The following is a 17,423-nucleotide window of genomic DNA, read 5'->3' as shown; positions in this document are numbered from 1 at the left end:
CCCGGGGCCCCCCCCCCCCCCCCCCCCCACAGTTTTGATCGCTGTTCGGGCTGGGGATTCGGGGTACTGCACCGGCATCTGAGCGGGAGGCACAACCCGATTCCAACCTTGAAATACACCCCAAATGTGGGAGCGGGCTTGCTCGCGAAGGCGCCAGACCAGCCACCCTCTTCAGCGACTGACCCACCGGCTTCGCGAGCAAGCCCCACAGGGACTGCATTCCTTCCCGAATAGTGCGCGTACTCAGGCCTGCAAGTACCGCATCACCGAATCGCAAATCATCTCGCGATGCCGCTGTTTGATCGCCTCATCCGACAGTTCGATCTGAAAAATCTCACTGAACGTATGGCGGTTGGACACGCGGTAAAAGCTGAATGAGTTGATCAGCAAATGCACGTCCAGCGGGTTCAGCCCTTGGCGGAACACGCCCAACTCTGCCCCACGCTGCAAGGTGGCGCCCAGCCCTTCGAGGATGTTGCTGTTCATCGCCTTGATCGAATCGGAGCGCTTCACATATTCGGCGTTGTTGATGTTTTCGATGCTGACGATGCGCACGAAATCCACGTTCTGGTCGTGGTGATCAAAGGTGAACTCCACCAGCCGGCGGATTGCTTCGCGCGGTTCCAGCGCGGTGAGGTTCATCCGCGTTTCGGTGTTGCGGATATCGCCGTAGAGCTTCTCCAGCACCTCGACGTACAACTGCTCCTTGCTACCGAAGTAGTAATAGATCATGCGTTTGGAGGTGTGGATGCGCTCGGCGATCGCATCCACGCGAGCGCCGGACAGGCCCTGCTGGACAAACTCGACGATGGCTTCCTGGAGAATGTTTTCGCGGGTCTTTTCCGGATTGTTCTTGCGACTCTTGCGCGGTGCGTCTGACACCGCGGGGAGTTCGGGACTCGAGGTCATGGTGCGCTCACGGCCATTGTTATGCAGGCGGTGATTATGGGCCGCGGCGCTCCCCGAAGGAAGCACCTGGCCCGCCGTCATAAGCGTGCCTGACGCACTGCACCGCTGCGCGATTTGGCCATCGCAGCCAGGCGCACCGCCACGTTGGCCGCGCCATAGCCGGCATAGCCGTTCTTGCGCTGGATGATCTCGAAGAAAAACCGTCCCTCGAACGGTTCGGTGTACACGTGAAACAACTCACCGCCCTGCGCGTCGCGGTCGTACAGCACGTTGTAATACGCCAGTTCGCTGAGGAACTCGTCGTCAAAATCGAAACGCGCCGCGAGGTCGTCGTAATAGTTCAGCGGAATATCCAGCAGCGGCACCCCGGCCTCTTTCGCCCGGCGTACCTCGGCGAAAATGTCCGCACAGTCGAAGGCAATGTGGTGCACGCCCGAGCCGCGATAGCTCGACAGGGCGTGGGAAATTGCGGTGTTGCGGTTCTCGGAGATATTCAGCGGCAGGCGAATCGAGCTGCAGCGGCTGCGCAGTGCGCGACTTTTCACCAGGCCATACGGGTCGGGCAGCACCACTTCGTCATCGGCTTCGAAATCCAGCAGGCTCTTGTAGAACAGCACCCAGCTGTCGAGGCTGTCGGCCGGCAGCGCCATGGCCATATGGTCGATGCGCAGCAAGCCACCGCTGGCGGCAGTGGCCGGTTGCAGGTTGAAGTCGGTGTCGTAGAGACCGCCCTCGCTCGGATCCACAAGGTAAATCAGGCTGCCATCCGGCGCGCGCACGGCGGCCAGTTCCAGCTCGTTCGGGCCGACGAGGCCGCGATAGGGCTGGCCCTTGTAGGCCACTGCCCGCTGCAGGGCCTTGGCGCTGTCCTTGACCCGAATCGCCGTGGCACACAACGACGGTCCATGAGCTTCAAAAAAGTTATGCGCGAAGGAATACGGCTCGCAGTTGAGGATCAGGTTGATATCGCCCTGGCGCAACAGGCTGACACTCTTGGACCGGTGCTGGCCGGCCTTGACGAACCCCAGGCGCCCCAACCAGTGAGTCAGCTTGGCGCCGAGACTTTCATCCACCGCAAACTCGAGGAACTCGATGCCGTCGTATTCGCTGGCCGCCGGGGTTTCGAAAAGGATCTCCACCGGCACCGCAGGTTGCTCCTGCTCCAGGCGCTGGCGGGTCTTCTCTTCCAGGTACAGCAGCGACCGCAAGCCATCTGCCGCGTTCGCACGAGTGGGCGCGGCGCGGAAGCCGTCGTTGAAAATCTCCAGGGACAACGGCCCGGTGTAGCCGCTTTTTATGATCGGTGCGAGGAACCCCGCCAGGTCGAATTCGCCTTGGCCGGGGAAGCAGCGGAAATGCCGGCTCCACTCCAGCACGTCCATGGCCAGGATCGGCGCGTCGGCCATCTGCACAAAGAAAATCTTGTCGCCGGGAATCTCGGCGATGCCACTCGGGTCGCCCTTCAGCGACAAGGTGTGAAAGCTGTCGAGCAATACGCCGAGGCTGGGGTGGTCAATCTGGCGGACCAGGTTCCACACCTGCTGCCAGGTGTTCACGTGCTTGCCCCAGGCCAGCGCTTCATAGCCGATGCGCAAGCCACGCCGGCCAGCGTGTTCGGCCAGCAGGCTCAAGTCATCCAGCAGGATGCGTTCATCGCCGACGCAATCGGCCGAGGCGTTGCTGCACACCAGCACCAGGTCGGTGCCCAGTTCCTGCATCAAGTCGAATTTGCGCTCGGCGCGCTCAAGGTTGCGCGCCAGGCGGTCGCGGCGGCAGCCTTCAAAGTCGCGAAAGGGCTGGAACAGGGTGATGGCAATGCCCAGGTCGGCACAGATTTGCCTAACTTCCCGAGGACTGCCGTCGTAATACAGCAGATCGTTTTCGAAGATTTCTACGCCATCAAACCCGGCAGCCGCGATGGCTTCGAGTTTTTCCGGCAGGGTTCCGCTCAAGGAAACGGTGGCAATAGAGCGTTGCATGGGGCGACTCCCGGCATTTGAGGCTCGTCTTATTTACGGCAAATTATTCGCCGCTAAACTGTTCACAGCAATTGAAATGTACGAACCGGTTAGTTTTCAGTGCGATTATCGAACACAATGGCTGTTGACGAATTGACGATTTTTTAACCGCTGCGCACCATCGATTCCGTATCAAGACCCAGAACACACCATAAAAATTTCAAAAAACGGGTACGACCTCATGCCTTCGCAAAACTCCGTCCTGGCCGCGCGCCCGGGCAACCCGCACGCCGGCATCGGCGACAAGATTCGCGGCGCCCTGGCCGTGGGTAAAACTCGCTGGGGCATGCTGGCCCTGGTGTTCTTCGCCACCACCCTCAACTACATCGATCGCGCCGCCCTGGGCGTGATGCAGCCAATCCTCGCCAAGGAGATGAGCTGGACGGCGATGGACTACGCCAATATCAACTTCTGGTTCCAGGTCGGCTACGCCATCGGCTTTGTGCTGCAAGGGCGCTTGATCGACCGCGTCGGCGTGAAGCGCGTGTTCTTCTGCGCGGTGCTGCTGTGGAGCCTGGCCACCGGCGCCCACGGCCTGGCGACCTCGGCCGTCGGCTTTATGGTCTGCCGCTTTATCCTCGGGCTGACCGAAGCCGCCAACTACCCGGCTTGCGTCAAGACCACCCGCCTGTGGTTCCCGGCCGGTGAGCGCGCGGTGGCCACCGGCATCTTCAACGCCGGCACCAACGTCGGCGCGATGATGACGCCGATGCTGCTGCCGTTGATCCTGCACGTGTGGGGCTGGCAGGCGGCGTTCCTGTGCATGTCGGCACTCGGCGGGATCTGGCTGCTGTTCTGGGGCTTGAAGTACTACAACCCGGAAGACCATCCGACGGTTAAACAGTCCGAACTGGACTACGTGCAACAGGAAGCCGAACCGGAACAACCGCGCGTGCCGTTCAGCCGCATCCTGCGCATGCGCGGCACCTGGGCCTTCGCCCTCGCCTACTCGATGACCGCGCCGGTGTTCTGGTTCTATCTGTATTGGCTGCCGCCGTTCCTGAACCAGCAATACAACCTGGGCATCAACGTGACCCAGATGGGCATCCCGCTGATCATCATCTATCTGACTGCCGACTTCGGCAGTGTGGGTGGGGGGATTCTCTCGTCGTTCCTGATCGGCCGTGGGATGAACTCGATCAAGGCGCGGTTGCTGTCGATGCTGCTGTTTGCCTGCTGCATCGTCGGCGTGATCATGGCGGCCGGCTCCAGCCAGCTGTGGGTCGCGGTGTTTGCCATCTCCCTGGCCATCGGCGCGCATCAGGCCTGGACCGCGAATATCTGGAGCCTGGTGATGGACTACACACCCAAGCACATGATGAGCACGGTGTTCGGCTTTGGCGGGATGTGCGCGGCCATCGGCGGCATGTTCATGACCCAGATCGTCGGGCATATCCTCACAGTCACCAACAACAACTACACGGTGTTGTTCACCCTGATCCCGGCGATGTACTTCATTGCGCTGACCTGGATGTACTTCATGGCGCCGCGCAAGATTCCCACCGTAGACGTCTGATCACCTGCGCCGCTGCTGCCAGGCAGCGGCCAACCCGCTCATGCAGATCACCCCAATGCCGACCACCGTGGTCACATCGGGGGTATGGCTGAACACCAGCCAGCCCAACAACCCCGCAAAGACGATCTGGCAATAGCCGAACGGCGCCAGCAAGGCCGGCGCCGCAAAGCGGAACGCCTGGGTCAGCATCAAGTGGGCGGTCATCCCACAGGTGCCCAGCGCCAGCATCAACGCACCATGCCACAGCGTCGGAACCTGCCAGAAGAACGGCACCAGCGCACTCATCACCAGGGTATTGCACAGCCCGGCAAAGAAGTTGCTGGTGGTGGGCGTGTCGTATTGGCTAAGGATGCGCGTGAGCAATTGGTAGAAGCAGAAGAACAGCGCCGAACACAGCGGCAGCAGCACCGCCGGGGTGAACAGCTCGCCGCCGGGGTGGATGATGATCAGTACCCCGACAAACCCGCAGATCACCGCCAGCCACTGGCCTCGGGTCACGTGCTCGCCGAGCAGCGGCACCGAGAGTGCCGTCACCAGGATCGGCGCGAGGAAGTTCACCGCCGTGGCTTCCGCCAGCGGGATGTAATGCAGCGCCGCAGTGAAGAACAAACTCGTGCCCAACAGGCACAACGCCCGCACCACCTGCATCCCCGGCCGCTTGCTGCGCAGCACGCGCAAGCCGGATTGCGGCAGGAAAATCCCGGCCATCAACACGGTATGCACCAGGTACCGCGCCCACACCACCATCACGATCGGGTAGAACCCGGCCAAGTATTTGGACAACGCGTCGTGGCTGGAAAACAGGAACGTCGCCAGCACAATCAGCAGGATGCCTTTGAAAGGATGGTTGACGCCGGAAAGGGGGGTGCTGACAGTCATTGAATTCTCTTGCGTGGCGAGCTGAACGCGGTGGCACTCAACCCGGTAATCTAGCAGCCGGGCATGCGTCTGCCCCCAGAGCATAACCAAACACCGTGCGAACAGCGCACTAAATCACGGGATTCGAGTCCAACGCTGCACCTCAGCCCCAGCGTTGCACACTTTTTAACCAAGGCCTTGCTGCTATGAAAAAAAACCTCTTTATTCTTTCTGCCCTCGTCCTGCTGACCGCCTGCAACCAGGAATCCAAGGAGGCACCCAAGCCTGCGCCACCGTCTGTGCAAGCCACGCTGGTGCCCGAAACCCCGCCCACCGATAAGTGGGTCGGCAAGTGGATCGGCGTCGAAGGCCTGAACCTGACCATCGCCAAGGACGACAGCGTCGGCCGTGGTCACTACATCCTCACCATGCAATACGGCCTTGACGCCGATGACTCCGGCACCTTCAAAGGTGAAGCCGCCGAAGACGGCATCGCCTTCACGCGCCCCGACGGGCCGCAACTGCTGCGCGCCGGCAACGGCGAGGCCACCGGGCTGAAATGGCTGGCGGAGAAAAAGGACTGCCTGGTGGTTGATAGCGGTGAAGGCTACTGCCGCGATTGAGCCGTCCAACCTGACACAACTTTCATCTGGCGCCCCTGCCAGCACGGGCTGAGAGCAGCGATACTACGCAGCTCTCAAACCTGTCGGACAGCCGGGCTGGCGCCATTCCCACGCACCAACAACACTGTTTCAGAGTTCATCGAGAGGATTGCCCCATGCTATGGAAAAAAGGCCGACGCAGCGACAACGTGGTGGATGCCCGCGATGACAGTGGCGGCGGCGGTGGCGGCATGCGGTTTGGTGGCGGCAAGGGCCTGAGCCTGACGGCAATTGTGCTGATCGTCGGCATCGGTTGGTTGACCGGCCAGGACCCGCTGCAGATCCTCGGCCAGTTGACCGGCCAGATGGAACAGGCGCCCTCGGTGAGCACGCAGCCACGCCAGGCACCGCCGGCCAACGACGAGCAAGCGGACTTTGTGCGCGCGGTGCTGGGTGATACCGAAGACACCTGGGCCCAGGTCTTTCAGGAAAATGGCCTGGCCTACAAGAATCCGAAACTGATTCTGTTCCGCGGTCGGGTCAATTCGGCCTGCGGTGGCGCCACCTCGGCCAGCGGCCCGTTCTATTGCCCGGCCGACCAACAGGTGTACCTGGACCTGGATTTCTTTCGGGAAATGTCGCAACGCTTCAAGGCCGCCGGTGATTTCGCCCAGGCCTACGTGATCGCCCACGAAGTCGGGCACCACGTGCAGACGCTGCTCGGCATCTCGGCCAAGATCCAGGCCGCGCGCCAGCAGGGCCGGCAGCTGCAAGGCGATGGCGGCCTGCTGGTGCGCCAGGAACTGCAGGCCGACTGTTTCGCCGGGGTCTGGGCCAACCGCGCGCAGAAGCGCCTGAACTGGCTGGAGCCGGGTGATATTGAAGAAGCACTGAATGCGGCCAACGCCATCGGCGATGACCGTTTGCAGCAACAGGGTCAAGGGCGCGTCGTGCCGGACTCGTTTACCCACGGGACCTCGGCGCAGCGGGTTCGCTGGTTCAAGACCGGCTTTGCCCAGGGCCAGATCACTCAATGCGACACTTTTACCGCCAAGAGTCTTTAGATGAATAAACGATTGGGATTGCTGCTGGGCTTGTTGATTACCTGTTCCTCATCCACCTGGGCCGCCGAGAAAGAACATGGGGTCAAGGTGGTCAGTCCCGATCGTTTTCACCTGGATGCCGGCGACCTCAGCCTGGGCTTGAGCCAGGACTGGCGCCAGCCGCTGCCCCAGGTCACTCGCGCGTTGATCATCGTGCACGGCCGCCTGCGCAATGCGCAGACCTACCTGCAAAGCGGTGAAGACGCCGCCGAGCACGCGGGCCAGGCGACCAACACGCTGGTGATTGCGCCGCAGTTTCTGAATGAGTCCGACATCAAGCGCAACCACCTGGACAAACAGGTGCTGCGCTGGAACGGCAACGACTGGATGGCCGGCGAGTCCTCCGTCGGCCCAGGCCAGGTCAGTTCCTACAGCGCACTGGACCAGATCATCAAGCACCTGGGCAATCGCAAGCTGTTCCCGGCGCTGAAAGAGATCGTCGTCGCCGGCCATTCCGGCGGTGGCCAGGTGGTCCAGCGGTTTGCCCTGACCGGCCACGACCACCCGATGCTGCAGACCGAAGGCATCAGCCTGCGTTACGTGGTCGCGAACCCATCGTCCTACGCGTACTTCACGCCACAGCGTCCGGTGAAGTTCGACACCGCCAGTTGCCCAGGCTTCAACGACTGGAAATACGGCATGCAAAACCTGCCGGATTACGCCAAGGGCCAGAGCGCCGAGCAGCTTGAGCAGGCCTACGTGTCACGCAACATCACCTACCTGCTGGGTCAGCAGGACACCGACCCGAACCACCCGGCGCTGGATAAAAGCTGCGCCGCCGAGACCCAAGGCGCGTATCGCCTGATTCGCGGGCACAACTATTTTGACTACCTCAAGCAGCGGCACCCGCAGTTGAGCCAGAAACTGGTGGAAGTGCCGGGCGTCGGGCATAACGGCGACGGCATGTTTACCTCGCCGGAAGGCCAGAAAGTGCTCTTCCAATAACCCCACATCCCTGCAGGAACCGGCTTGCCGGCGATGGTGGTGGGTCAGCCAACCCCTCTATCGCCCATGCGGCCGCTTTCGTAGCCTCGCTAGGGCTCGACAACTCCCACAGGGGATCGCGGGGTGGGCTGTGAGATCTGTGGCGAGCGATTTTCTACCTGGCAACCACGGTCAAAATGTGGGAGCTGGCTTGCCTGCGAAAGCGGTGGATCAGCCAACGCCTCTATCGCCCATGCGGCCGCCTTCGCAGCCTCGCTGGGGCTCGACAACTCCCACAGGGGATCGCGGGGTGGGCTGTGAGATCTGTGGCGAGCAATTTCCTACCTGACAACCACGGTCAAAATGTGGGAGCTGGCTTGCCTGCGAAAGCGGTGGGTCAGCCAACCCCTCTATCGCCCATGCGGCCGCTTTCGCAGCCTCGCTAAGGCTCGACAACTCCCACAGGGGATCGCGGGGTGGGCTGTGAGATCTGTGGCGAGCTATTTTCTACCTGACAACCACGGTCAAAATGTGGGAGCTGGCTTGCCTGCGAAAGCGGTGGACCCGTTGAAAACAGATCGACTGACACGCCGCCATCGCCAGTTCAAGCCGGCTCCAACAGGGCTCAGGGTTGGATCATCTGGCGCAGCACTGCACAGTCTGTGGCATGCCAATCTGCCAATTCCGGCCATGGGTTCTGCGGCAAGTTGACCAACACCGTGCGCGTGCCCGCTGCGCGGCCGCAGTCGAGGTCGAAGCGGTAATCGCCGACCATCACCATCTCGCTCGGTACCACATCCCAGGCTGCGGCCAGTTTCAGCAGGCCGCCTGGATCGGGCTTGGGCGGTGCATCATCGCGACCCAGCACGTCGTCGACGGCAAAGCAGTCGGCCAGGCCAATCGCTTGCAGGGTGATATGCGCCAACTCCCGCGCATTGCGGGTAAGGATGCCGAGGCGATAACCGCGTCCCGCCAGTTCCCGCACCAACTCCACCGCACCCTCTGCTGCGACGGAACCCAGCGCCAGCTCGCGCTCATGCTCCAGCAACCAGGCATGCTTGGCCGCTGCCACGTCGGCAGGCAATGCAGCCAGGTGAGTGAGGATGTCGTCCTCGGGCGGAATCTCCAGGGCCACGCGAATGGCCGCAAAGTCATGCACGGCCACCGTGAGGGTGCCGTCCATGTCGAATACCCAATGCTTAACGTCCGTCAGGCTCATGCCCAATCCTTGCGATGGCGAATCAACCCTTCCTGGGTCACCGACGCCACCAATTGCCCGGCACGGTTGTACACGCTGCCGCGCGAGAAACCCCGTGAGTTGCCGGCCCACGGGCTGTCCATGGCGTAGAGCAACCAGTCATCGGCGCGCAGGTCGGCGTGGAACCACAGCGCGTGGTCAAGACTGGCGACTTGCATGTCTTTCTGCCAAACGGTCTTGCCGTGAGGCAGCAGCGAAGTGGTCAACAGGCCGAAGTCCGAGGCGTAGGCCAGCAAGTATTTGTGCAGCGCCGGCGCGTCAGCCAGGGCACCGTCGGCGCGAAACCACACGTACTTGACCGGGTCGGACGGCTGCGGGTTGAACGGGTCTTTCTCGGTCACCGGGCGCACTTCGATCGGCTTGGGGCACAGCAGCTTGTCGCGCATGTGCTCGGGGATCAGGTGCGCACGCTGCTGGGTCAGCTCCAGCTCCGACGGCAGGTTTTCCGGACCGACCACCACGGGCATGGTGGTCTGGTGTTCGAAGCCTTGTTCGTCGTACTGGAACGAGGTGGTGCAGGTGAAGATCGGGTGGCCCTTCTGGATCGCGGTCACGCGGCGCGTGCTGAAACTGCCGCCGTCACGCACGCGGTCCACCGAATACACCACTGGCAATTTCGCATCGCCGGGGCGCAGGAAGTAGCCATGCAATGAATGCACGTGCCGCGCTTCTTCGACCGTCTGGCTGGCGGCCGACAAGGACTGGCCGAGCACCTGGCCGCCGAACAGTTGGCGAAAACCCAGGTCCTGGCTGCGGCCGCGAAAGAGGTTTTCCTCGATCGGCTCCAGGGTCAGCAAGTCCACCAGATCTTCCAATACTTGGCTCATTAACACTCTCCTCAGAGCAATTCTTTTCTACTTGTAGGAGCCAGCTCCTACCCGTGCAGCGTGTCCAACCATTGGGCGCGGGTGATGCGGTACAAAACATGCGGGCGCAGCGGGTCATCGGCTGCGACCTTGGGGTGTTCGAAATCTGCCAGCGGATCGTAATGCATACCGATGGCCTGCATGACTTTTTGTGATGGCAGATTGGCCTCCGTGGTGAAGGCGACAATTTCATCCAGCTGCAAGCGGTCGAACCCACAGCGCAATGCCGTCCACGCCGCCTCGCTGGCATAGCCCAGCCCCCAGTGCTCGCGCGCCAGGCGCCAGCCGATTTCCACCGCTGGGGTGAAGCCCGCCTCGAAGCTGACATTCTGCAACCCGGTCAGGCCAATGAATTCGCCAGTGTCCTTGCGCTGCAAGGCCCACAGGCCAAAGCCGTATTCGGCGAAATGGCCACGAATCCGCCCGATCAGCGCGGCGCTTTCCAGGTGGCTCAATTTGGCCGGGAAATAGCGCATCACCTGCGAGTCGGCGCACATGCGTGCAAAGTCCGGCAGGTCGCTGTCACGCCATGGGCGCATCAGCAGGCGTGCACTTTCCAGTTCGAGTATCGGCTCCATGGGTCCCCTCCCTTGCCATGTGCGTGAGTGTACAGCGCTGTTAAGATCCTTCGCAGATTCCTGTCAGAAAATCCCATGCCTTTGCCATTGATCTACCACGATGACTACAGCCCCGAGTTCCCGGCGGACCACCGGTTCCCGATGGACAAGTTCCGTCTGTTGCGTGACCACCTGGTGGCCAGCGGCCTGACCGAGGACAGCCAACTGCTGCGCCCGCAGCTGTGTCCGGCAGATATTCTCGCCCTGGCTCATGAACCGGGCTATATCGAACGCTACATGAGTGGCGAGTTGTCCCGCGAAGACCAGCGGCGCCTCGGTCTACCCTGGAGCGAAGCCCTGGCCCGACGCACCGTGCGCGCGGTGGGCGGCTCGATCCTCGCGGCCGAGCAGGCACTCGAACATGGCCTTGCCTGCCACTTGGCGGGCGGCACCCATCACGCCCATTACGATTACCCGGCGGGCTTCTGCATCTTCAACGACCTGGCGGTGATCAGCCATTACCTGCTGGCCAGCGGCCGGGTCAATCGCGTACTGATCTTCGACTGCGACGTGCATCAGGGCGACGGTACCGCCCGTATCCTCCACGACACCCCGGATGCCATCACCGTGTCGCTGCACTGCGAAAAGAACTTCCCGGCGCGCAAGGCCCAGAGCGATTGGGACATCCCACTGCCCATGGGCATGGGCGATGCCGAGTACCTCAAGGTGGTCGATGACGCCCTCAACTACCTACTGCCGCTGTACCAACCCGACCTGGTGCTGTACGACGCTGGCGTCGATGTGCATAAGGACGACGCCCTCGGTTACCTCAAGCTGACAGACACCGGCGTCGCCGCCCGCGATGAAGCCGTGATGCGCCACTGCCTGGGCCGCGACATCCCGGTGATGGGCGTGATCGGCGGCGGCTACAGCAAGGACCGCCCTGCCCTGGCGCGTCGTCACGGCATCCTGCATCACAGCGCACAACGGGTATGGACGTCGTCAGGCTGTCATTGAAGTGTGAGCGTTACCCACAATGCCTGTGGAACGGCCTGTGGATAACTTGAGCGTAAGCGTCTGAAAGCTAACCCACGCATGGCGTGTAGGAAACTGTACGTTTTCTGATCAGACACGCAGGCTTCCTTGTGGTGAGCGGGCTTGCCCCGCGTTGGGTTGCGTAGCAGCCCCTTTTGAGGGCGTCGCGTTCTGTCAGTTAGAACGGGGGTTTAGGGTTTGGGGCTGCTTCGCAGCCCAACGCGGGGCAAGCCCGCTCGCCACAGGAAGCACGGTCACTATGGAAAGCGTGCTCGCCGATCACAACGATCCTTCCCCCCCCACAATTGCGCGCCATTGCTTACAATGGGCGCCCTTTCGTTTTCACCAGGCCTGCTGATGTCCGCTACTGCTCCCTCCCACGCTGCCATTATCGGCGGCGGCCCCGCCGGGCTGATGGCCGCCGAAGTTTTGAGCCAGGCAGGCGTGCGGGTCGATCTGTATGACGGCATGCCCTCCGTGGGGCGCAAGTTCCTGCTGGCGGGCGTGGGCGGCATGAACATCACCCATTCGGAGGCGTACCCGGCGTTCCTGTCGCGTTACGCCGAGCGCGCGCCGCAGATGGCGCCGTTACTGCGCGCGTTTGGCGCCGAGGCGTTGTGCGAATGGATTCACGGCCTGGGCATCCAGACCTTTGTCGGCACTTCCGGTCGCGTGTTTCCTACCGACATGAAAGCCGCACCGCTGCTGCGTGCGTGGCTCAAGCGCCTGCGTGACCAGGGCGTGGTTATCCACACCCGCCATCGCTGGCTCGGCTGGAATGCCGAGGGCAAGTTACTTATCCACAGCCCTGACGGCGAAAAAACTATCCACAGCGATGCCGTGCTACTGGCCCTGGGCGGCGGCAGCTGGTCGCGCCTGGGTTCCGATGGTGCGTGGCTCAAGTTGCTGGAAGACCGTGGCGTGCCCTACGCTCCGCTGCAACCGAGCAACTGCGGCTTCGAGGTGTCGGCCTGGAGCGATTTGATGGTGAGCAAATTCGCCGGCGCGCCGCTGAAAAACGTCGCTATCGGCGTGGCGGATGACAAGCCTCGACTGGGCGAGTGCGTGATCACCGCGACGGGCATCGAGGGCAGCCTGATCTACGCACTGTCGGCGCCGATTCGTGAAGCCATCAACCGTGACGGCGCAGCCACCGTGCATATCGATCTGCTGCCGAGCAAACCGCTGGACAAGGTCCAGGCCGCCCTGGCCAAGCCACGTGGCTCGCGCTCGATGAGCAAGCATTTGCACAGTCAGTTGGGGTTGGATGGCGTGAAAGCGGCGCTGCTGCGCGAGCTGACCCCGGCCGAGCACTTTCATGATCCGGCGCAGTTGGCGGTTGATATCAAGGCGCTGCCACTGACCCTGGTGAAAACCCGGCCGATGGACGAGGCGATCAGCACCGCCGGTGGCGTGCCGTTCGAGGCGTTGGATGAGCGACTGATGCTCAAGCAATTGCCGGGGGTGTTTTGCGCAGGGGAGATGCTTGACTGGGAAGCGCCGACCGGCGGGTATTTGCTGACGGGGTGTTTTGCCAGCGGACGAGCAGCCGGGCGCGGGATGTTGGAGTGGCTTGTGGCGAGCGGGCTTGCCCCGCGTTGGGCTGCGGAGCAGCCCCAATAAACCCGCTGGGTTTTAACAGGTAAACCGCGCTTGCAGGTTTTAGGGCCGCTTCGCGGCCCAACGCGGGGCGAGCCCGCTCACCACAAAGGTCAGTTACTTCTTCTTGCGCGGCCCGGTATTAAAAACCGGGACCTTGCGCACCGGCTTGACCGACGGCTCCGCCGGCGCCACCTCGCCACTGTCCACCCACTTGCCGAGGTTGCGCTTGCCGCCGCCACCGGAGGTCTTGGGCTTCTTCGGTTTTTTCGGTTTCTTCACTACCTGCCCGCTGGCATCGGTGTCCGGCACGCGGTGCTCCGGTTCGAAATCCGGCTCCATCTTGCGGGTCAAGGTCTGACGGGTCAGCATCTCGATGGCCGACAGCATGTTCACTTCATCAGCGCACACCAGCGAAATCGCCTCGCCGGTGTTGCCCGCACGGCCGGTACGGCCAATGCGGTGGATGTAATCCTCGGCCACGATCGGCAGGTCGAAGTTGACCACCAGCGGCAGGTCTTCGATGTCCAGGCCACGGGCCGCCACGTCGGTGGCCACCAGGATCTGCACTTCGCTGGATTTGAAACGGTCCAGCGCGCGTTGGCGGGTCGCTTGGGGTTTATCACCATGGATGCCGTCGGCATTGATGCCCAGGCCCTGCAACTTATCCACCAGCGCATCCACGCCATTGCGGGTCTTGGCGAACACCAGCACCTGCTTCCAGCGGCCTTTGCGCATCAGGTGCACAAACAGCTCGGGCTTGCGCTTCTTGTCGACCGGCACCACCCATTGCTTCACGGTATTGGCGGCGACGTTGCGCGGGCTGACCTCGATGCTCAGCGGGTCGTTGAGCATCTGCCCGGCCAGCACGCGAATGTCATCGGAGAAGGTCGCCGAGAACAGCAGTGTCTGGCGCTTCTTCGGCAGCATGCGGTAGATGTTCGCCAGTTCTTCGGAGAAGCCCAGGTCGAGCATGCGATCGGCTTCATCCAGCACCAGGGTCTGCAACTGGTTGAGTTTCAGCGCGTTCTGGCGGAACAGGTCGATCAGCCGGCCCGGCGTGGCGACCAGGATGTCGACGCCCTTGCGCAGCTTCATCATCTGCGGGTTGATGCTCACGCCGCCGTACACCGCGTAAGTGGTCAGCGGCAGGTGTTGGGCGTACTCGGCAACGCTGGCGTGAACCTGCTCGGCCAGTTCACGGGTCGGGCACAGGATCAGTGCGCGGGCCGAGTTGGCAGCGACTTTGGGCCCTTCCATTGTCAGCAATTGCAGGAGCGGCACGGCGAAACCGGCGGTCTTGCCGGTGCCGGTCTGGGCCGCAGCCATCAGGTCGCGACCGGCCAGCACCGCCGGAATGGCTTGCGCCTGCACCGGCGTCGGGGTCTGGTAGCCAAGCGTCTCAAGGGCGCGCAGCAAGGGTTCGATCAGGCCAAGTGTGGCGAAAGTCATGTGTTTACCGTAGGAAAAATTCAGCGCAAGGGCGTAATGCGCGGCAGTTTACCTTATTTCCGGCTTGGGCTTGCGCCACTGGGGCAGGCTGATTAACAGCACCGCGCTGATAATGACCAGCATCGCCAGGGCTTCTTCGAGGCCGATGGTCTCGCCGATGAACACGATCCCCAGCAAGACCGCCACCGCCGGGTTGACGTAGGCATAGCTGGTCGCCGCCGCCGGACGCACATGCTTGAGCAGGTACATGTAGGCGTTGAAGGCGATGATCGACCCGAACACGGCCAGGTACGCCAGGGCCAGCCAGCCTTCCAGCGGCGGCATGGCTTGCAGGTGTTCCCCGGTGAGCGCGCTGGCGATCAACAGCGTCACGCCGGCCACCAGCATTTCCGCCGCACTGGCCATTGCCCCCGGCGGCAACGGCAGGCGCCGACTCCACACCGAACCGAACGCCCACGACGCCGCGGCAAACAACAATAAAGCCGCGCCCATCGGGCTCGACTGCAATGTGCTGCCCATGTTGAGCATGGCGATACCGATCATCCCCAGGATCACGCCCGCCCATTCCAGGCGGGTATTACGCGCGCCCCAGAAATAACCGCACAGCAAGGTGAACAGCGGCACGGTCGCCACCGCCAGCGCCGCCACACCGGACGAGACGCCGGTGTGCTCGGCCACACTCACCGCGCCATTGCCGAAGGTCAGCAGCAAAATGCCGATCTTGGCAGCGGCCTTCCATTGCTCCCAGGTCGGCGCTGGCGCCCCGCGCCAACGCAAGAAGCCATACATCACCGCCCCCGCCACCAGGAAGCGAATCCCACCCAGCATCAGCGGCGGCCAGAATTCCACGCCGATGCGGATCACCAGGTAGGTGGAGCCCCAAATCACATACAACGCAAAAAAAGCGGCGATCAACGGTAAGGGAAAGCGACGTGGGCCTGGCATTGGGCAGCTCTATGGCAGAAATGAGAGAGGCTTATTCTAAAAAGGCAGGCGCCTAAACATAAGTTACAAAACCTGTTTAATCCGCCAGTACACTTTTCAAAACATGGTTATCAGGGCTATAAACCCTACTTTCGAAAGCCCCGCGCTCCTGGAGCCTTATCATGGACAAATACGACCGCATGCTCCTCAGCGCCCTGCTCGAAGACGGCCGCGCTTCCTACGCGCAACTGGCGCGCACGGTAAACCTCTCCGCCCCCGCCGTCGCCGAACGCGTGGCCAAGCTGGAGGCCAGCGGCGTGATCACCGGGTATCAGGCCAAAGTGGACTTATCCAAAGTCGGTCTGCCGATTCAGTGCGTGATGGAACTGAGACTGACCAACCACGGCAGCCAGAAGGTCTACGATGCCCTGGCCGAAATCCCCGAACTGACCGAATGCCACCGCGTCACGGGCGATCCGTGCGTGATCATGCAGGCAGCGGTGGGCTCGATGCCGGAGTTGGAGAATTTGATCAACCGGGTGGCGAAGTTCGGGTTCAGCAAGACCTCGATCATCTTGTCGAGCGCGATAGAGCGGCGGGTGCCGTTGGGGCAGTTGGAAATCAACGGCAAGAATGGTGGCTGATCTACCGCCGTCGGGGGCAAGCCCCCTCCCACAGTTTGATTTGTGAATACATTCGAAATGTGGGAGGGGGCTTGCCCCCGATGGCGTCAGTGGCCGCACTGCAAATTCGGGCGTTCAACGATCAAGTCAACTATCTGCTTGATGGTAGTGATGTGGTCCCAATCTTTCTGGGTCGCTTGCAAGTTGAATTGCCACTTGATCTGCATGACAAAGCAGCGAGGCAATGAAGGTGCAGGACGGGGCGGTGATGCATTGGGCGTTGGCGTGCGTGCAGCATCGATAGCCTGACGAGCGAAGTTTTGTGGTGATTTGGCTTTGTGGTGATTTGGCTTTTTTGTGGCGAGCGGGCTTGCCCCGCGTTGGGCTGCGTAGCGGCCCCAAAACCAGCAACTCAGTCTGTCTGGATGACCGCGTTTACCTTACTGGGTCTGCTTCGCAGCCCAACGCGGGGCAAGCCCGCTCACCACAACAAGCGCGCTCACCACAATTGGCCTGGTGTCCATATGAGGTCTGCGCAGGCTCAGAACCCGCGATGTTTCTTCAGATGCTCATTGATCTTCGCCGCCGGCACTTTCTGCAAGGTGCACAGCAGGTCGTGGGACAGTTCGCGCAACCCGTGGGTGCGGCGCAGTTCCTGGGCCAGGTGCGCTGTGAGGTTGGCGGCCATTTCCGCATCCGCCAGCGCCCGGTGAGCCTGGCCGGTGTGGGGCAGCTTGGCGAAGGCATTCAACGTGCCGAGTTTGTGGTTCGGCGCCGACGGCATCAGGCGGCGCGCCAGCAGCAGGGAGCAGGCGAATTTCTGCAGGCGGGTGCGGCGGATCAGGCCCAGTTCGTAATCCCAGAATTTCTGGTCGAACGCAGCGTTGTGCGCCATCAGCGGCGTGGTGCCGACGAATTCATTCACTTCGTTCATCACCCGCTCAGCCGGCGGCGCGCTGCGCAGCATGGCGTTGCTGATGCCGGTGAGCTGTTCGATAAAGCCGGGCACGCGCACGCCAGCGTTCATCAGGCTCTGGTAACGGTCCACGATCTGGCCACGTTCGAGGATGACCACGGCGATTTCCGTGGCCCGGCAATGGCTGCTCGGGGTGATGCCGGTGGTTTCAAAGTCGATGACCGCTATACGTTCCAAACCTGTTCCAACTCCGTCTAACTATT

Annotated in this window: 16 protein-coding genes and 1 pseudogene; 7 read left to right on the top strand and 10 right to left on the bottom strand. The window is 62.1% G+C overall.

What is annotated here, in order from left to right; translation table 11 throughout:
• Positions 1–243: 243 nt before the first annotated feature.
• Positions 244–909, bottom strand: a complete 666-nt coding sequence (locus NTD80_RS12405; RefSeq protein WP_065910346.1) for a TetR/AcrR family transcriptional regulator — start codon at positions 907–909, stop codon at positions 244–246.
• Positions 910–986: 77 nt separating this feature from the next.
• Positions 987–2,888, bottom strand: coding sequence for a 3-dehydroshikimate dehydratase QuiC (gene quiC, locus NTD80_RS12400; protein WP_262133808.1), 1,902 nt, complete (start codon positions 2,886–2,888; stop codon positions 987–989).
• 220 nt (positions 2,889–3,108) lie between these two features.
• On the opposite strand from quiC, the gene NTD80_RS12395 reads away from it, so the two are divergent.
• Positions 3,109–4,443 carry an MFS transporter gene (locus NTD80_RS12395; protein ID WP_262133807.1) on the top strand — a complete coding sequence of 445 codons (1,335 nt, stop codon included), beginning with the start codon at positions 3,109–3,111 and terminating at the stop codon, positions 4,441–4,443.
• On the opposite strand, the gene NTD80_RS12390 is transcribed toward NTD80_RS12395, so the two are convergent.
• The gene (locus tag NTD80_RS12390; protein WP_065910150.1) at positions 4,444–5,322 is read right to left on the bottom strand and encodes a DMT family transporter; all 879 of its coding nucleotides are present in this window, start codon (positions 5,320–5,322) and stop codon (positions 4,444–4,446) included.
• Between the two features lie 185 nt (positions 5,323–5,507).
• Here NTD80_RS12390 and NTD80_RS12385 point away from each other — a divergent pair, with 185 nt between their 5' ends.
• The 3 genes from NTD80_RS12385 to NTD80_RS12375 all read left to right on the top strand — a co-directional run bounded on the left by NTD80_RS12385 (position 5,508) and on the right by NTD80_RS12375 (position 7,951).
• Complete coding sequence (locus NTD80_RS12385; protein ID WP_262133805.1) at positions 5,508–5,924, top strand: lipoprotein; 417 nt, start codon at positions 5,508–5,510, stop codon at positions 5,922–5,924.
• Between the two features lie 155 nt (positions 5,925–6,079).
• Positions 6,080–6,967: a neutral zinc metallopeptidase gene (locus NTD80_RS12380; protein WP_065910147.1), complete on the top strand. Its 888-nt coding sequence runs from the start codon at positions 6,080–6,082 to the stop codon at positions 6,965–6,967.
• Positions 6,968–7,951, top strand: a complete 984-nt coding sequence (locus NTD80_RS12375) for an alpha/beta hydrolase (protein WP_262133803.1) — start codon at positions 6,968–6,970, stop codon at positions 7,949–7,951. It begins immediately after the preceding gene.
• 604 nt (positions 7,952–8,555) lie between these two features.
• On the opposite strand, the gene NTD80_RS12370 is transcribed toward NTD80_RS12375, so the two are convergent.
• From NTD80_RS12370 to NTD80_RS12360, 3 genes are read right to left on the bottom strand one after another with little or no spacing between them, the layout of a single operon-like run.
• On the bottom strand, positions 8,556–9,149 hold the full coding sequence (locus NTD80_RS12370) for an HAD family hydrolase (RefSeq protein ID WP_065910143.1): 594 nt from the start codon (positions 9,147–9,149) through the stop codon (positions 8,556–8,558).
• A complete protein-coding gene (gene tesB / locus NTD80_RS12365) occupies positions 9,146–10,015 on the bottom strand; it encodes an acyl-CoA thioesterase II (RefSeq protein ID WP_065910141.1) in 870 nt (289 codons plus the stop codon). Before tesB ends, NTD80_RS12370 begins: the two co-directional genes overlap by 4 nt.
• A 47-nt stretch (positions 10,016–10,062) precedes the next feature.
• Complete coding sequence (locus tag NTD80_RS12360; protein ID WP_120450052.1) at positions 10,063–10,632, bottom strand: GNAT family N-acetyltransferase; 570 nt, start codon at positions 10,630–10,632, stop codon at positions 10,063–10,065.
• Between the two features lie 75 nt (positions 10,633–10,707).
• Between NTD80_RS12360 and NTD80_RS12355 the strand changes: the two genes are divergently transcribed.
• Together NTD80_RS12355 and NTD80_RS12350 are read left to right on the top strand one after the other, a co-directional pair.
• Positions 10,708–11,628, top strand: a complete 921-nt coding sequence (locus tag NTD80_RS12355) for a histone deacetylase (protein ID WP_213552425.1) — start codon at positions 10,708–10,710, stop codon at positions 11,626–11,628.
• Positions 11,629–12,003: 375 nt separating this feature from the next.
• Positions 12,004–13,269 (top strand): TIGR03862 family flavoprotein, encoded by a 1,266-nt coding sequence (locus NTD80_RS12350; RefSeq protein ID WP_262133798.1) that lies wholly within the window; start codon positions 12,004–12,006, stop codon positions 13,267–13,269.
• A gap of 93 nt (positions 13,270–13,362) precedes the next feature.
• Here NTD80_RS12350 and NTD80_RS12345 read toward each other — a convergent pair whose 3' ends face one another.
• Positions 13,363–14,697 carry a DEAD/DEAH box helicase gene (locus NTD80_RS12345; protein ID WP_262133797.1) on the bottom strand — a complete coding sequence of 445 codons (1,335 nt, stop codon included), beginning with the start codon at positions 14,695–14,697 and terminating at the stop codon, positions 13,363–13,365.
• A gap of 48 nt (positions 14,698–14,745) precedes the next feature.
• Entirely contained in the window at positions 14,746–15,642 is an 897-nt protein-coding gene (gene yedA, locus NTD80_RS12340; protein ID WP_201145945.1) for a drug/metabolite exporter YedA, read from the bottom strand.
• A gap of 161 nt (positions 15,643–15,803) precedes the next feature.
• Here yedA and NTD80_RS12335 point away from each other — a divergent pair, with 161 nt between their 5' ends.
• Positions 15,804–16,265, top strand: a complete 462-nt coding sequence (locus tag NTD80_RS12335) for an Lrp/AsnC family transcriptional regulator (protein ID WP_262133796.1) — start codon at positions 15,804–15,806, stop codon at positions 16,263–16,265.
• Positions 16,266–16,351: 86 nt separating this feature from the next.
• Here the strand turns inward: NTD80_RS12335 and NTD80_RS12330 are convergent.
• Positions 16,352–16,480: pseudogene (locus NTD80_RS12330) on the bottom strand (acyl carrier protein); the annotation flags it as partial.
• A 305-nt stretch (positions 16,481–16,785) separates the two neighbouring features.
• Positions 16,786–17,397: a PolC-type DNA polymerase III gene (locus NTD80_RS12325; RefSeq protein WP_065910125.1), complete on the bottom strand. Its 612-nt coding sequence runs from the start codon at positions 17,395–17,397 to the stop codon at positions 16,786–16,788.
• Between the last annotated feature and the right edge of the window lie 26 nt (positions 17,398–17,423).

Source organism: Pseudomonas sp. 13B_2.1_Bac1 (assembly GCF_025466155.1).
Taxonomy (GTDB): domain Bacteria; phylum Pseudomonadota; class Gammaproteobacteria; order Pseudomonadales; family Pseudomonadaceae; genus Aquipseudomonas; species Aquipseudomonas aylmerensis.
Note: the sequence above shows the minus strand (reverse complement) of the source record. Positions and strands in the feature narration are given on the sequence as shown.

Coding starts and splice junctions, on each gene's coding strand:
- NTD80_RS12380 (WP_065910147.1), top strand. CDS start 6,080: ATGCTATGGAAAAAAGGCCGACGCAGCGACAACGTGGTGGATGCCCGC.
- NTD80_RS12360 (WP_120450052.1), bottom strand. CDS start 10,632: ATGGAGCCGATACTCGAACTGGAAAGTGCACGCCTGCTGATGCGCCCA.
- NTD80_RS12395 (WP_262133807.1), top strand. CDS start 3,109: ATGCCTTCGCAAAACTCCGTCCTGGCCGCGCGCCCGGGCAACCCGCAC.
- yedA (WP_201145945.1), bottom strand. CDS start 15,642: ATGCCAGGCCCACGTCGCTTTCCCTTACCGTTGATCGCCGCTTTTTTT.
- NTD80_RS12350 (WP_262133798.1), top strand. CDS start 12,004: ATGTCCGCTACTGCTCCCTCCCACGCTGCCATTATCGGCGGCGGCCCC.
- NTD80_RS12335 (WP_262133796.1), top strand. CDS start 15,804: ATGGACAAATACGACCGCATGCTCCTCAGCGCCCTGCTCGAAGACGGC.
- NTD80_RS12370 (WP_065910143.1), bottom strand. CDS start 9,149: ATGAGCCTGACGGACGTTAAGCATTGGGTATTCGACATGGACGGCACC.
- quiC (WP_262133808.1), bottom strand. CDS start 2,888: ATGCAACGCTCTATTGCCACCGTTTCCTTGAGCGGAACCCTGCCGGAA.
- NTD80_RS12385 (WP_262133805.1), top strand. CDS start 5,508: ATGAAAAAAAACCTCTTTATTCTTTCTGCCCTCGTCCTGCTGACCGCC.
- NTD80_RS12405 (WP_065910346.1), bottom strand. CDS start 909: ATGACCTCGAGTCCCGAACTCCCCGCGGTGTCAGACGCACCGCGCAAG.
- NTD80_RS12345 (WP_262133797.1), bottom strand. CDS start 14,697: ATGACTTTCGCCACACTTGGCCTGATCGAACCCTTGCTGCGCGCCCTT.
- NTD80_RS12375 (WP_262133803.1), top strand. CDS start 6,968: ATGAATAAACGATTGGGATTGCTGCTGGGCTTGTTGATTACCTGTTCC.
- tesB (WP_065910141.1), bottom strand. CDS start 10,015: ATGAGCCAAGTATTGGAAGATCTGGTGGACTTGCTGACCCTGGAGCCG.
- NTD80_RS12390 (WP_065910150.1), bottom strand. CDS start 5,322: ATGACTGTCAGCACCCCCCTTTCCGGCGTCAACCATCCTTTCAAAGGC.
- NTD80_RS12355 (WP_213552425.1), top strand. CDS start 10,708: ATGCCTTTGCCATTGATCTACCACGATGACTACAGCCCCGAGTTCCCG.